The sequence below is a fragment of the Granulibacter bethesdensis CGDNIH1 genome, from assembly GCF_000014285.2.
Taxonomy (GTDB): Bacteria; Pseudomonadota; Alphaproteobacteria; order Acetobacterales; family Acetobacteraceae; genus Granulibacter; species Granulibacter bethesdensis.
The window spans coordinates 1,990,949-2,005,568 of record NC_008343.2; the positions used below are offsets into that span (position 1 = coordinate 1,990,949).

15 protein-coding genes are annotated in these 14,620 nt (G+C 59.8%); 9 read left to right on the forward strand and 6 right to left on the reverse strand.

Going from position 1 to position 14,620, the window contains the following annotated elements:
- The first annotated feature begins 1 nt into the window (after position 1).
- A complete protein-coding gene (locus GBCGDNIH1_RS21320; RefSeq protein WP_162288475.1) occupies positions 2–823 on the forward strand; it encodes a type II secretion system protein GspK in 822 nt (273 codons plus the stop codon).
- 34 nt (positions 824–857) lie between these two features.
- Here the strand turns inward: GBCGDNIH1_RS21320 and gspG are convergent, their stop codons facing one another.
- Entirely contained in the window at positions 858–1,370 is a 513-nt protein-coding gene (gene gspG / locus GBCGDNIH1_RS21325) for a type II secretion system major pseudopilin GspG (RefSeq protein ID WP_011632469.1), read from the reverse strand.
- Positions 1,371–1,423: 53 nt separating this feature from the next.
- Here gspG and GBCGDNIH1_RS21330 point away from each other — a divergent pair, with 53 nt between their 5' ends.
- Together GBCGDNIH1_RS21330 and GBCGDNIH1_RS21335 are read left to right on the forward strand one after the other, a co-directional pair.
- The gene (locus GBCGDNIH1_RS21330) at positions 1,424–1,828 is read left to right on the forward strand and encodes a lytic transglycosylase domain-containing protein (protein WP_011632470.1); all 405 of its coding nucleotides are present in this window, start codon (positions 1,424–1,426) and stop codon (positions 1,826–1,828) included.
- Positions 1,829–1,920: 92 nt separating this feature from the next.
- The gene (locus GBCGDNIH1_RS21335) at positions 1,921–2,979 is read left to right on the forward strand and encodes a transporter substrate-binding domain-containing protein (RefSeq protein ID WP_157692024.1); all 1,059 of its coding nucleotides are present in this window, start codon (positions 1,921–1,923) and stop codon (positions 2,977–2,979) included.
- Between the two features lie 793 nt (positions 2,980–3,772).
- Here the strand turns inward: GBCGDNIH1_RS21335 and GBCGDNIH1_RS21345 are convergent.
- A complete protein-coding gene (locus GBCGDNIH1_RS21345) occupies positions 3,773–4,759 on the reverse strand; it encodes an alpha/beta hydrolase (protein WP_043454276.1) in 987 nt (328 codons plus the stop codon).
- 181 nt (positions 4,760–4,940) lie between these two features.
- A complete protein-coding gene (locus GBCGDNIH1_RS21350; RefSeq protein ID WP_011632474.1) occupies positions 4,941–5,768 on the reverse strand; it encodes an oxidoreductase in 828 nt (275 codons plus the stop codon).
- A 106-nt stretch (positions 5,769–5,874) separates the two neighbouring features.
- Between GBCGDNIH1_RS21350 and GBCGDNIH1_RS21355 the strand changes: the two genes are divergently transcribed.
- A complete protein-coding gene (locus tag GBCGDNIH1_RS21355; RefSeq protein ID WP_125911033.1) occupies positions 5,875–6,783 on the forward strand; it encodes a LysR family transcriptional regulator in 909 nt (302 codons plus the stop codon).
- On the opposite strand, the gene GBCGDNIH1_RS21360 is transcribed toward GBCGDNIH1_RS21355, so the two are convergent.
- Positions 6,780–7,211: an Rrf2 family transcriptional regulator gene (locus GBCGDNIH1_RS21360; protein WP_011632476.1), complete on the reverse strand. Its 432-nt coding sequence runs from the start codon at positions 7,209–7,211 to the stop codon at positions 6,780–6,782. The genes GBCGDNIH1_RS21355 and GBCGDNIH1_RS21360 overlap by 4 nt on opposite strands.
- Between GBCGDNIH1_RS21360 and GBCGDNIH1_RS21365 the strand changes: the two genes are divergently transcribed.
- On the forward strand, positions 7,152–8,078 hold the full coding sequence (locus GBCGDNIH1_RS21365; protein ID WP_238595332.1) for a class I SAM-dependent methyltransferase: 927 nt from the start codon (positions 7,152–7,154) through the stop codon (positions 8,076–8,078). The two genes, GBCGDNIH1_RS21360 and GBCGDNIH1_RS21365, sit on opposite strands and share 60 nt — an antisense overlap.
- A 235-nt stretch (positions 8,079–8,313) precedes the next feature.
- A complete protein-coding gene (locus tag GBCGDNIH1_RS21370; RefSeq protein WP_043454278.1) occupies positions 8,314–9,249 on the forward strand; it encodes a YiiG family protein in 936 nt (311 codons plus the stop codon).
- 259 nt (positions 9,250–9,508) lie between these two features.
- Here GBCGDNIH1_RS21370 and GBCGDNIH1_RS21375 read toward each other — a convergent pair whose 3' ends face one another.
- Entirely contained in the window at positions 9,509–10,183 is a 675-nt protein-coding gene (locus GBCGDNIH1_RS21375) for a TetR/AcrR family transcriptional regulator (RefSeq protein WP_025318659.1), read from the reverse strand.
- 85 nt (positions 10,184–10,268) lie between these two features.
- Here GBCGDNIH1_RS21375 and GBCGDNIH1_RS21380 point away from each other — a divergent pair, with 85 nt between their 5' ends.
- Positions 10,269–11,204 carry an aromatic alcohol reductase gene (locus tag GBCGDNIH1_RS21380; protein WP_025318658.1) on the forward strand — a complete coding sequence of 312 codons (936 nt, stop codon included), beginning with the start codon at positions 10,269–10,271 and terminating at the stop codon, positions 11,202–11,204.
- A gap of 22 nt (positions 11,205–11,226) precedes the next feature.
- On the forward strand, positions 11,227–12,378 hold the full coding sequence (locus GBCGDNIH1_RS21385; RefSeq protein WP_011632481.1) for an epoxide hydrolase family protein: 1,152 nt from the start codon (positions 11,227–11,229) through the stop codon (positions 12,376–12,378).
- A gap of 521 nt (positions 12,379–12,899) precedes the next feature.
- Here the strand turns inward: GBCGDNIH1_RS21385 and GBCGDNIH1_RS21390 are convergent.
- On the reverse strand, positions 12,900–13,652 hold the full coding sequence (locus tag GBCGDNIH1_RS21390) for a pyridoxamine 5'-phosphate oxidase family protein (protein ID WP_232449640.1): 753 nt from the start codon (positions 13,650–13,652) through the stop codon (positions 12,900–12,902).
- Positions 13,653–14,073: 421 nt separating this feature from the next.
- Here GBCGDNIH1_RS21390 and GBCGDNIH1_RS25145 point away from each other — a divergent pair, with 421 nt between their 5' ends.
- A complete protein-coding gene (locus GBCGDNIH1_RS25145; RefSeq protein ID WP_011632484.1) occupies positions 14,074–14,394 on the forward strand; it encodes an NIPSNAP family protein in 321 nt (106 codons plus the stop codon).
- Positions 14,395–14,620: the final 226 nt, after the last annotated feature.

Sequence of the window (14,620 nt, forward strand, 5' to 3'; positions counted from 1 at the left end):
TGTGCTGTGGGGCATTGTGCCGCTGACGATCATCAGCAGCCGTATTGTTGCCACCGGGCAAAGTGAATTGAGACTCTCTACGGCTCTGGTCGCCGCGGAACAGGCCGATGCGGAAGCAGATGGGGCCGTGCAGGACGCCATTTTTCGTCTTGCAGCCGGTCAATGGCCGATCAAGGCGGCCCTTTATCGTTGGGCACTAGCGGATGCTCAGGCCGTTATCCGGATCGAACCAGAAAAAGATAAAATAAACCCTAACACGGCCTCCGTGCTCGCCCTGCAATATCTGATGGAGGCAACAGGGATAAGGTCGGCCACGGCAGCGATGGTGGCCCGCAATATCGTGCTCTGGCGCACTCCCCCTGCCCTGATGACAACGGAGGAACAGGCGGATCTGGCCCGGCTTGCTACCTCCAGCACAATGGAGGCCGTAGCGGGTCACTATTTCACGTCACTGGATGGCCTGTTGTCATTACCTGGAATGACTCCTGCCCTGCTGGACCGATTGCGCCCCCATCTGTCTCTCTATCAGCCTGATATACCGGATACCGGGGCTTCTGATCCGCTGGTTATGCATGCACTGCTCCGTGCCACGAAGGTGGATGGGATCAGGCTGCCATCAGCCTCCAGTCCCGCCGATATACGCAGCAGTGATCATATCGCCGTGACTGTCGCAGTACTGATTATCCGGAAAGCAGATGGTCGGGAGGCCGCCGCGCGCGTGGCAACAGTGCAGCTGAATCCGGACAAAGGCATCGTCACGATGCTGGACTGGCGCCGGGTGCCCTTATCCCGCGCCGCCGAAAGGGTTGTTAAAGGGCGCTGAAGCACAAGCCGGGGATCTGCCCCTGAATGTCTTGTCATTCGTTGCAGATCATGCCGGGCGCAGGAACATCGCCCGACACATTCTTCTCACCACGAGAGCACAGATCATACGGCATTTCCTCCCGCGCTGAAGGTGACCGATACAGGAATGGATGATTCCAGGGGTCCTGTGGCAATCTGCGATCCTTAAGATAGGGGCCATTCCACGCATCGGCATCCGCGGCCGGCCGATTGACAAGAGCACCCAGGCCGTCGGACGTCGAAGGATAGCTGCCCATATCCAGCCTGTAGAGATCAAGGACTGAGCCAATGCGTTGCACGGCCTGCCTTGCCACAGACTGGCGTGCGCCTCCCAGTTGGCGCAACACGGCCGGAGCAGCCAATCCCACCAGAATTCCCAGAATGGCGATGACAACCAGCATCTCGATCAGGGTAAAACCCGCATCCGCAGAAGAACGGGCCTGAAATTGACCACTCTGGCTCCAAGGAAACAGGCGAAACCGCATTCCAGCTATTACGAATGTAAACTGATTGCGTTTAGCTGTCATATGATGTTTCCTCCCTCATCTTCACAGGATACTCCACCAAAGATCAACCTGACGTGAGCATACCCTATATTGCCTGTATGGCATCGACTGCATCTTACTACCACCTTCCGCCCCGTGTACTGCCATCAATTCAGGCGGTGGAAAAAGGGGCGGTCGGAGTTGTGCATCGCAATGCGAACGGGACAGAAGATCTCGGTCTGATGCAGATCAATACCAGTTGGATAGAGCCGATTGCCCATTTTACCGGTCTTTCCGTTCAGGCCACACGGGTCAGGCTGCTGATGGATCCCTGTTTCAATATCGCAGCGGCAGGAGCCATCCTCCGAGATCATCTGAATGCATCAGGCGGAAATATGATGATGGCGATCGGCAATTATCACTCCCGCACACCGATCCATCATTTTTCATATCGCCGTAAGGTACAGAACGCGGCATCCCGGTTATTCATAGGCCCATGACACCGTTTTTTTCTAACGCTTTCAGACGCCCTCTCCGTTCTGTGTTTAGGCTCTGTTTCCTTCTGTTCTCCATACTGGCTCAGGCAGGCTTGATGGGAGTCGTCCTCCCTCCTGCCCATGCTATGGCAGCGGATAAAAATACCGCCGAGCATGGTGTAATCAATGCAGGCTATTTTATCGATCCGCCTTTCGTGCTGCCGCATCAGAAGAATGATCATCCGGCCGGGCTGGCCATTGATCTATGGGACAAGACGTCACAGATGCAGGGCTGGATCACCCATTATCACCGCTATGAAACGATAGCCGATCTTCTCTCCGCTCTTGAGCGCGGGGAGATCGATGTCGGTACGGTCGGCCTGACAATCAGCAGCCAGCGTATGGAGAAAGTGATCTTCAGCCAGCCCTGGTTTCAGACCGGGCTGCGGATGATGATCGTCAAACACAATAGTACCGGCCTTTCCAGACTTCTGAGCGAACTGGCTGCTTCCGGCCATCTGCGTAACTATTTGTTGATTTTTCTGGCGATCCTGGTGGCGACACTGATCACAGCCATCATGCACCGGCATGTGTTGAAGGATTCATCACCCCACTGGAGTTCCTCTCTGTCGGGCGCCTTCTATGATATGATGGCGATGCTGACCGGCAATCAAACGTCCGGCACCGTGCCAGAGCGAGCCGGTGCACGGATCATTGCCGCCATCTGGCTGCTCTGTGGCGTTGGCATTGTGGCCTATGTCACATCCAGCATTACCAGCGTGATGACGGCTTCAGAAATCAATCAGCGCGTGGACAATATCACTGAACTAGGCCATCGCCCGGTCAGTGCGATGAAAGGCAGCATCGCCATGACTTTTGCCTTGGATACCGGCCTGAACGTTCACGGATATACGCTCCTGTCCGATGCTGTAGATGAACTGATCCAGGGCAAAACATCCGCCATTCTGGGAGATGCATCACAGCTCGATTATTATATCCAACAGAACCCCACCCAATCACTGATCGTAACAGGCGCTACACTACGTCCGGAAAATCTCGGCTTCGTCATGCGGCCCGGTTTCCCTATGCGTTATCAGATCGACAGGACCATTCTCAAGTTGCAGGAAGAAAAAATCCTGTCCCAGATGGAGTCTGCCTATTTTTCACATCGATAAAAACGACTAACGCAGCCGAGCACCTTTATATTGCCGAACATACGCTGGTTGGGCAGTCAAGGAGGGCAAGCGTTTATCAATCCTGTCGGAGAACATTATGAAAATCATCATTTCCAATAACGGAGTGCGCACGATGTAGGTACGCTCGGAAATGACTCCGTGCGTCATGGAGGGAAACTCCCATGTCTCGCACCTATCATCACAGCCTGAAGTATGGTCGTAATCATCGATGGGCCAATCGCCTGGATCGCTGTGGGTATGGAGGATCACGTGATGCCTCTGAATCTCCCAACTGGTACAGCCATCTGCATGATATCTGCCCGGCTCGTCGTAAAGACAAGGCCATTGGCCGTCTCATTACCAGAGGTTCCATTGATCCTGTTGAGGCTGTTTTTTCTTACACCGGAACCAGAAGGCCACATAAATATTATTGGTAAGCACTGATACGTCAGCGATTTCTGCCGCGTATTTTGCTTGAACGCATGTACAGCCGGTCCCCTTTAGGAATTGGGGATCGGTTTTGTGTATTATATTAGTATGTTGATTTGAGATGGTTGCGGGGGCAGGATAATTTTGCACCCACGCTAACACCTATCTATATGAATCATCTGCCTATTCCTGTTGCGCTACGGGCCAGCACCCCCATCGATACCCCCAGCTAGGTCTGAAGGCGCCGAGGCGGTAAAAATCTGCGACAAATGGTCCAAGCAGCGGCGGCTCGACTATGAGGCATCAAGTCGCATTGAAACCGAATGCATCGCTGTTTTCATTGGGTACAATTTTGAAGAGTACGTCACTGCCAGCGAGCTTTAACGAACCGGGCTATCTCGGCCGCCAAGTCGTCGTCCTCCGGGGTATTCCCTTGAAATCCTCCGTGCGGCATCCCTTCAAAGACATGCAGTTCGGCATCCACATCCGCTTGGCGCAGTGCACGGTGCATCCGTACAGCGTTGGACAGGAAGAGGTCTCGCGTGCCGGATTGAAGGAAGGCCGGTGGCAGGCCTTTTAAATCTCCGAACAATGGCGAGAGATAAGGATGCGACAGGTCTGCCCCACCGGCATACAGCGCGTTGTTCCGCATCAATGATCCGGGCAGCACGACATCCACCATCTGATTAACCTGGAAACTGTCGCCGGACTCGGTCAGATCGACCTCTGGAGACAGGAGAACCATGCCGGCGGGCATGGGCAGTCCTTCGTCCTTCGCGCGCAGGAGCATCGCGACAGCAAGGTTGCCGCCCGCCGATCGCCCGCCCACGACGATACGCGACGGTGCATGCCGTTCCAGCACGTAGCGATACGCCCCCATCGCGTCATCCAATGCCGCCGGATAGGGATACTCGGGCGGCATCCTGTAATCGACGCCGTAGCTGAGCGCCCCAAGCCGATCCGCCTGCATCCGCGCCTGCACGCGACACGCCTCGCCGCCACCAAACACGAACGCTCCGCCATGGAAATCCACATAGGCGCCATCCGGCACCGATATGGTCTCGGGCGTCGCGACATGGATCGTGGTCTCACTGATGCAAAGCGTCTCGGCGCTGGCACGCAACGTACCGGCCAGCCCTTTCACTGCCGCCGCGTAATGCCCGTCCGCTGCCCCCTTGATCTTCATCCAACCCGCATGATCGTCCGGCGGTGGCATCGAGTAGAGCGCGTTGATCGGGACGCCATCGTCATTCACCAGTCGTTCGAGACTGGCGCGAGCTTCCTGGCTTATCGATGAGGGAAACGGTATCAAACGGCCCTGGACCATAATGCCGCTCTTCTGGTTGGTCATGTCGTTGCGCTCCTCATGACGCGCGCCGGATCGCAGCTGCGCCGCAACCAATGCTGACGGGGCCCAAGCATTGCGTCAAAGCGCCCCCTCCCCTGTTCCCGTAGACGGACCTTGGGCGGGTTGGTCTTGCACCGCTGGGTGGCCCCTTCGTTTAAGGTGATAGCTGCTCAGGCCCGGCCGCTCAGGCATCTTCCTCATAATCGGTCGAACGCGTTACGCTTTCCCAGCGATCCATCTCGTCGATCACCACGTCGAGCTTCTCTCGGGCACGTCGCAGCGCGTCGCTCCCAAGCAGCAGATGAAGCGGCGGATTGGGCGTGTCGACCAGTTCGAGGATCGCCGCAGCTGCCTTGTCCGGATCGCCGATCTGGCGCCCGGCCATCGCGTCGAGCCGTGCGATTCCGCTCCCGACGCTTTCGGCATACTGCTCGCTGCCCTGACTGCGGCGGATCGAATGACCACTGAGAAAGTCGGTACGAAAGGCACCGGGTGCGATGGCCGTGGCCTTGAGACCGAAAGGCGCGACTTCCTGGGCTAGGCTCTGTGTCAGGCCTTCGAGCGCGGATTTGGTCGCCGAATAGAGGCCGGACGATCCCGCTGGCGCACGGCCTGCGATCGAGGTGATGTTCAGGATGTGACCGCTGCCCTGCCGCCGCAAGACGGGAAGCGCGGCGCGGATGATGGCAAAGGGTGCAAAGACGTTGACCGCGAACAGCCGTTGAAACTCGGCGTCCGTCGCTTCCTCGATCGCCCCGAGCAGGCCATAGCCGGCGTTGTTGACCAGCACGTCGATGTGGCCAACCATGTCGAAGGCCGCACTTACAGCCGGCGCGATCGCCGCCGCATCGGTGAGATCGACGGTCAGGACATGCAGCGTACCATGACCCACTTCCAAATCCGGCGCAGCCTCGCGCACCGTGCCGACGACGGTGTCGCCTCGAGCGAGCGCTGCCTGCGCGAGCGCCTTGCCGAGGCCGCGGGAAATACCCGTGATGAACCATGTCTTCATAGCTGTTCTCCTTCACCGCCAGATGTAGCGCTTCACTCCAAGCGGATAATCGACCATTTGCTACCCAGGCTTGTAAGGTCAGCTTCACAATGCTGAGATGCCCCCTATGATCCATCCCAGCGAGTTCGGTGCCTTGCGCGCCTTTGCAGCCGTCGCCGAGCAACGGAGTTTCAGCCGGGCGGCCGAGCAGTTGGGGGTATCGTCCTCGGCGCTGAGCCAGTTGATCCGCGGCCTGGAGGAGCGGCTAGGCATCCGCCTGCTCCATCGCACCACCCGCAGCGTGTCGTTGACCGAGGCTGGCGCCGCGCTGCTCGGTGATATCGCACCCGCGATCGACAGCCTGACGGGCGCCCTGGAGCAGGCGCGTACTGCCGCGAAGCTGCCGGCCGGTACAGTCCGCCTGCACTGCTTCCATGCTGCCGCAGACAGGTTCGTAGTGCCGATCCTTCCGAGGCTGGCGCGCGCGTTCCCCGACATCACGCTCGATCTCACGATTGATGACACGGTCGTCGACATCGTCGGCAGCGGCTATGATGCCGCAATCCGTATCGGCGAGGTGATCGAACGCGACATGGTCGCACTTCGGCTAGGCGAGGATATTCGCCAGCTGGCTGTCGCCGCGCCCGCATACCTGGCCGAGCACGGCGTTCCGCAAACGCCAAAGGACCTGCTCCAGCATCGTTGCATCCGCTGGCGCTGGCCGGGGCAGCCCGGCCCCTATGCATGGGAGTTTTTCGAGAAGGGCCACTGGTTCTCGGTGGCGGTCGAAGGGCCGTTGATCACCAGCAGCCGCGCCGTGATGGTGGACGCCGCGCTTGCTGGCATCGGGATCGCCTTCCTCAAGGAGGAGTCTGTCGTCGACGCTTTTGCGCAAGGTGCCCTCGTTCCGCTGCTGGCGGAGTGGTCGGTTCCCTTTCCCGGCTATTATTTGTGTTACCCCCAGCAACGGCAGATGGCACCGGCCCTGCGCGCGGTAATCGATATGATCAGATCGGGTGAGGATGCGGCTTTCTAGCTAGCCGCATCGCAGTGTGCGTCGAAATCGCGCGCCAGTTCGGCCAGGCTGACGGAATCGAGGCGCGCCACCAGGAGCGCCTCGGCGTCACGGAGCACACCCTCCAGCGCAGTATTAACGGCTTTCTCGACAGCGCAGTCGGCATTGGCGTTCTCATGGCCGATAGCGAACAGGCGGGGTCCGCCAACCGCGCGGTGTACGTCCAGCAACGAAACATTCTTCAAGGGCTGCGCGATCACCCAGCCGCCGCCATGGCCCTTTTCCGACCGCACATACCCTGCATCCCGAAGACCAGCCATCGTGCGCCGTACCACGACCGGGTTGGTACCCAGCATGCGGGCGAGCGCCTCGGAGGTCATTGGTCCCTCATGACGCGCCATGTGGAGCAGCACATGGAGCATTCGCGAAAGGCGGCTGTCGTTACGCACGATGTGATCCTTCACGGCGCCATCGAGATTGGCAAGGGCTCCATATCACGATACTTATCAAGTTACATGATTCGTGGAGCGTCGATTATGCCTGCCTATGAAAACCCAGATCATTGGGACACAGCCGCCCAGCATTATGAGAAAACGGCGCATCCATTCACGTCCCTTTATGCCGAGGCGGCACTCGCAAAGGTCGCTCTGACATCAGAAAGCCACGTGCTGGACGTGGCGGCCGGGACTGGCGCGCTGACGTTGGCAGCGGCACGTACCGGCGCACGCGTGCTTGCAACCGACTTCTCCCCCGGCATGGTGGCACGCATCGCTGCTGCGAACCTGCCCAATGTCGAAGCATGCGTCATGGATGGACAGGCCCTGACTCTGGAAGACGGCCTCTTTGATGCGGTCTTCTCGATCTTCGGCGTCATCATGTTTCCTGACTGGCGCAAGGGTCTATCGGAAATGGCACGAGTAACGCGGCGGGGTGGCCACGGCGTGGTCACGACTTGGCAGGATGGCGGGGCGGCAACCTTTCTCCTGCTCGGCCAGATCCGTCGCAAGCTGTTTCCCGGGCGCGACGGCATGACCATGCCGAATGCGGTCAAGGCGTTGAGCGACCCGAGCGATTTTGCCCGCGAACTCATCGCCGCGGGATATCAGGATCCCCAGATCCAACATGTCACCCGCGACTATGCGCTCGATGTCAGCGCACTTGCCGAGCCCGATACCTTGTTCGGTATGTCCCCCGACTGGATCAGCTTGAGTGATACCGAGAGGGCCGCCGTCGTTGCTGAGGTGCGAGACATGGCTGGTGATCGAATGATCCTGCCCATCCCTTCAACCGCTCTCATCGGTGTAGCCAGGCGCTGACCATCACTATGCTACGAGATAGTGATCGCAATCGAAGAACAGCAGATCCGCTTGGATGGAGCACAAAACTCTACCCATCAGTGCGGTTATAAAAATTCCCAAATTTGAAAGGCGTACCCAAGGGGGGCATAGGGAGCGCCGCGGTCCGAAAGTCTTTCCAACCAAAGACTTGGAACCGCCTGTTGGCATCAACCAAACTGAGGTCGTTTTTGTGTTCAGGATACTGCTTCGCTCCATGGCTCTTCCCGCTTGCGTGCTCGCGCTTTCTGCGTGCGGAAGCAAGGGAGAGGGAAATTCAAGCGCGGTGACAGCGGCTGCCGACCAGAACGAGATGCAGAAATACAATGCCTATGTCGAAGCGGCCAATACGGCGCGCACGCCCTTTGCCGACATAGTGGCCACCTATCAGCGCTCCATCAAACCGGTTTTCGACAGCGGCAAGGACCTGACAAAACTTTTCTTTCCGTCCGATCCGGGCATCGACCGAATCAAAGTGCAGTTGGACAAGGCATTGGCCATGAAGCCCGCCATGCCGGAACTCGACGGGGCGGCGCGAACCTATAGCCAAGCGCTTGCCAAGATTGCGCCGCTCTATCGCGACATGGCGAACTATATTGAGGCCAAGACCTATGTGAGCGACAACGGCGCCCATGGCCGGGAACTCCAGCCAGCGCTGCTTACCGCCTTGGACAATGTTGCATCGGCCCAGGCTACCTATGCAAAAGCCATCGACGCCGCGGACCGCGCGCGCATCAAGGCCGCGTTCGAGGCAACGAAGAAGGATACCCTGGACTATTATCGCAAGGGCACCGTCTATTATCTCAAGGAAAGCATGGATCATGCCTCCGGCGTACTCAATGGCAAGGGATTGGGCGACCAGAAGGCAGCATTCAAAGCGTCCCTGGACCAGTTTAATACCATGGCCGTCCAGTTCGACAACAAGGTCCGCGAGAAGGACAAGACGGCATGCGCGAGCTTTATGCTGCACGCCAATGCCTATCTCGCAGCGGGACGCGATATCATCCAGCGTACCGAGGACGGCACCTATGCCAAGGATCGCAGGAATGGCGCCTCGTTCCAAATGATGAAGCCGAGGGCGGTAGAAGACGCCGAAACGCTGCTCCAGACCTACAATAGCGTCATCAACGGCCTCAATGTCAACCAGTGCTGACATCGGACAGGGTTTTGTGAATTAACTGGCATCCCATTCCTCGATTTCGTAGGAATGGGATGCTGAGGCGAACGGCATCAAAAACAGTAGGAATTTTGTAAAATGACCCACTTGCGGTCATTGGCAGGTCGTTTTCCGCTTCCCAACTTCAGTTATTTATTCATGTCCGCGGAAGGTGATGTGGCAAACACCTTCCTACCCGATGGCTCGGCAGCGTTCTTATAAGGATGGCATATAAAAAAATACGGATCGAGGCGACCTAAACCGCGTCGACTGTATTTAATAACCCCGCGCGTGTGAGCAGATCGATCGCATCGTCGATGCGACGTGCTGCGGTCGCATTGAGTTGAGCGCGATCGTCGCCAATCAGTGCGCGCATCTGGTGGGGCACGAAAACCATGTCGATGAACCGGTCCGCAACATCCGATGCTTGCGCGATCCGGTCGGGCACCGCGTTGGTTCCAGCAATCGCCTGAGCAACGCACGTCACGCCGCCATCGCGACCGATCCGGTCCACCAGCCGGGCAAGATCGGGCATCCGGTGCGCGGTGGTGACAACAACACGCATCAGCGCGACCGCCTCGGGCGTCAACGCATGCTCCAGCAGGCTATGCCCCACCGCGCGCAGCCGGTCTTGGACGGACAGATGCCACGGCACCGCGCCTGACGGCACCAGCGTGTGATCCACCATCCGCCGCACCACGGCCGCGAACAGCGCCTCCTTATTAGCATAACGGGCGTAGAGACTCGCCTTCCCCGCCCCCGCCTGAGCCACGACTTGATCACAGCTCGTCGCGTCATATCCCATCCGCAGAAACAGGTCCGTGGCGGCATCGAGGATCCGGCGATCGACGTCGCCGGCCTGGTCGGCGGACGGTCGACCACCGCGTCGTCGTTTGGCTGAACCGGGCTTCGGGTCGGTAAGCGTTTGCATCACGCAACCATATAGGCCATGCGTCCGTTAGATAAAACTGAACGGTATAGTTCAGTTTCTTGCGAAGGGTTTGATGATGGCGGGGATGACGCATCAGGACGTGAACGGCCGCGATGACGGCGGGTTCGCGCAGCGGACGATCGCGCTTGCGGGTGCGACGGGCGATCTCGGTGGACGTGTGCTGTCTGCTCTGGTTCGGCGTGGCGTGGAAGTGCGGGCGCTGGTCCGCAGCGGGACGCCAACTGCGGCGCAAGATGCCGTGCGTGCGCGGGGCGGAACGCCGGTTCCGGTCAATTTTGCCGATCACGCTGCGCTGTCGGATGCGCTGGCGGGTGCAGGATGCATCGTCTCAGTCCTGAACGGACTGGAACCGGTCATTCTCGATCTTCAAGGCCGTCTTCTCGATGCGGCGGTCGCGGCAGGCGTACCCCGTTTCATCTCGTCGGACTTCTCGCTCGATTTCACGAAGACCCGCCCCGGCGACAATCGCAACATGGACCTCCGACGCCGCTTCATGGCGCGTGTCGATGCAGCGCCGATCCGCGCAACCTCGATCCTCAACGGCGCCTTCGCCGACCTGCTGACCGGTGAGGCGCCGATTGTGCTGCCGCGCTTTCGGCGCATCCTCTACTGGGGGGACGCCGACCAGCCGCTCGACTTCACGACGAAGGACGATGTCGCGGACTATGCCGCCGACGTGGCACTCGATACCGAAGCGCCCCGTTTCCTGCGTATCGCCGGCGACGTCGTATCCCCACGCGACCTGTCGATACTGATGACGCGGCTTGATGGTCGCCGCTGGAAACCGTTCCGCGCGGGTGGGCTTGGGCGTCTCTCCAAGCTGATCCGCGTTGCGCGCGCACTGTCGCCACGCACCGATGCGCCGTTCCCAGCTTGGCAGGGCATGCAATATGTTCGGGACATGTCGAGCGGGCGGGGCAAGCTCTCACCCCTCGACAATGATCGTTACGGCAAGACCGACTGGACGCGCGTCGAAGCCATCCTTGCCCCGACACTCTGATCGCTCATTCCGGAGTCTTATCATGAGCAACGCCGTCCAGCCGTTTTCTATTCGCATTCCCCAAGCCGACCTCGACGATCTGGTCGATCGCCTCGCCCGCACCCGCTGGCCCGATGCCGACACGGTGCAGGACGGGTCGCAGGGTCCGCAATCGAACCGCATCCGCGCGCTCGCGCAGCGATGGCAGGACGGTTACGACTGGCGTGCCACGGAAAAGCTGCTCAATGGCTGGGGCAGCAGCCGCACGGTGATCGATGGGCTCGGCATCCACTTCCTGCATGTTCGGTCCCCTGTATCGGATGCCACACCGCTGCTCCTGACGCACGGATGGCCGGGATCGGTGCTCGAGTTCCGCGACGTGATTGGCCCGCTCAGCGACCCGTACGCGCATGGCGGCGACGCGTCAGACGCCTTCCACCTCGTTATTCCAGCGCTGCCCGGCTTCGGCTTCTCCGATAAACCAACCGAGCCGGGTTGGGGCGTCGGCCGCACCGCTTCAGCGTGGGGCGTGCTGATGCAGCGGCTCGGCTATGGCGATCGCTGGATGGCGCAAGGCGGAGACTGGGGTGCTGCAGTCACCACGGCGCTGGCGCATATGCGTATGCCCGGTCTCGCCGGCATCCACCTCAACATGGTGATGACCCAGCCGACACCCGAGGAACGGGCGAATGCGACGCCGGCGGAGCAGCAGATGCTGGATGATGCGGCGCGCTACGACCGCGACTATTCGGGGTATATGAAGCTGCAATGCACACGACCGCAGTCGCTTGCCTTCGCGCTTGCAGACTCGCCCGTTGGACTGGCGAGCTGGATTTATGCGCTCTTTCAGGACGTATCTGACTGCGATGGGCAACCCGAACGGGTCATTCTGCTCGACCATCTGATCGACGACATCATGCTGTATTGGTTGCCGAACGCGGGGCCCAGTTCGGCTCGCTTCTATTGGGAAGCCGCGCGAGAAATGAGGCAAGGGATGCCGAGTTCACCCGTGCCGCTGCCAGCCGGTATCAGCATGTTCCCCGGTGAGCAGGTGCGGCTGTCCCGCCGATGGGCTGAGGCGCGCTTTGCCGATCTACGCTATTTTGGAGAGGCCGCGAGCGGTGGGCATTTTGCGGCAATGGAGAACGCCGAAACGTTCGTAGAGCACGTCCGCGCGACGTTCCGAGCCATATAGTACCCGACGGGTTGGAAGCCGTTTGGCAGTTCGCGACTGGGAGGACCCACATCCGGTCATTCGCGCCGTTTTCGTCGCTTCTGAACCTCAGACGTCGTCTAATAGCGGGGTTTGCAAGCACCTTTGTGTACGGACGTTGTTTGCTAGGTCACGGTCGTCTTCACGGTCGACATGAGCCGCCGTATCATGGGGCTTCCCAGGTGGTCCTTCCGATGTTCGTTCCGCACGCATCGAACCGGGGTTCGCGGTGCAACGTCCGAAGCGGAATGGACCAGCCTTCGTCCCAGCAGGGACGCCTCGCCACGCCATTGGCGCTGCCGAGGCCTTGGATCAGGCGGTAGCGGCGCTCCTAGTGAATAGTTCGCTGGAGCGCAGCATGGCGTGCATGATGACCGCGAGCTTGCGGCAACAGCGACGGCGGCATGCTTGAAGCCGACCTTCTCGCGAAGCTTCCCATTTGGGGACTGACAGCGAGACGGCCGAGGCATCGCGTTTCGAGAGAGCGCACCGGCGTCAGTATCTCAGTATAGGGTGTCGGCAATCCGCTGCGGTAATGCTCGGTCATAAGCGTCCCCGTCGATCGCCGCTTGCGATAGCGTTCGCAGGATGGCCCCAGCACTGGGCAGACTGTCACGCGCGACCATACTCTCCTGCTTCCACAATCCGGCGCGGATCACGGCGCGGCTGCACTGAAAGAAGACGCTGGTCACTGTGATGCGAAGTATCGACTTGGGCGCTTGCCCTGCCACCGCGAAAGCGGCGAGCTGATCCGGGCTTGCCAGTATTTCGGCGGTCCCGTTCACCCGCAGCGTCTCGCCGATGCCCGGCACCATGAACAGCAATGCCACACGCGGATCGCCGATGATGTTCCGCAGGCTGTCGATGCGGTTGTTTCCGCGCCGGTCGGGCAGGATCAGGGTCTTGGCGTCTTCAATGTGGACGAAACCTGCCGGGTCGCCGCGTGGGGTAGCGTCCAGTCCGCCCGACCCCGCCGTCGCCAGAACGGCAAAGGGCGCAGCCTCGATGAAGGGGCGATAGATCGGATGGATATGATCCACCTCCTTGATGACCGAGGGCGGTGCGACGGCGCCATACAGCGCCGCTAGTTCTTCCACCGTACTGATATGCCCGTCGTGCTGTACGCCCGTCATCGCCTGCCTCACCTGTCTACTGCAGGTTTGTAGCAGATGGGCGGCGGGGGCAATCATCGGGATTTTGTGATTGGAAAGGCGCAGCGGGACAGTAAAGGTAGGATCGGTCTCCGATGCGTTCACATTGAGCCGTTTTCCGGAAACCTGTTCCCGATTGTATTTGCCCAAAACGGTCCTTCGGGCACGGAGAAGCCGGACTGCTGCAAGTTGGTGAAGCTGCCGGTTTGGGGATATCCTGCCGATCTATCCAGCGGCCGGATTGGGTTCAAAGGCGCCTGGGAGGGGACATGTTATTTGAGATCGCTACGCTCTCTGGTTCGGTCTTCGCAGCGCGAGATAGCAAACAGGGCGCGCGGGCCTGGCTGGCTGACGCACTAACCGGATCGACCTTGGGCATGTAGACGACCGAACATGGGGGGATCGGCGATCTCATCGTGTTGCGTTCGTTCTCCGATGCGCAGGAACTTGGCCTGGAAAGGAAGCGAGCGCTACGCAGCGATGATCCATTCGGCAGTGCGTCCACTGGAGCGCGTCTGACGATCCCGTGGCAAGACACTATGGCGGTATCTTCGAATTCCGGACCTACCATCTCGTACCCGGCGGCCTTTCACCGACGCTCGCCGGCTGGGAAGAGGCCGTCGGGCCCGCCCGCCGCTACACCGAACACCTCGTCACTGCCCTATACGCCTTGGACGGAGACCTGCGGATCACGCATTTGTGGGGCTTCTCCAGCTTAGGGGAGCGCAACGAGTTGCGGCGTGAGCATTATCAAGCCGGCCTTTGGCCACCCAGGGGTGGTCCTGAAAATATCAGCCGCGCAACTTCGACAATCGCCTTAGCGGAGCCTGATTTCCCCTTACAATGAACCCAAATCTGGTGCGCGAGGGTGGCCGGCCAATCATCTGCCGCAACATGCGGTGGCCATGGCTTCGGCATAGGCCATCCGGGCTCACCGACCGCCCCCCTGGCCCAGCTGGTACGCCGACTGGCTGCGGAGGCAGGGCGTTCGCGCCGTGACAGACCTATAAGGCGACCTTCAAAACCTCTCGTGGGTTTGCAATTCGGCTGCTGGCTCATGCGTTAACGGGCCA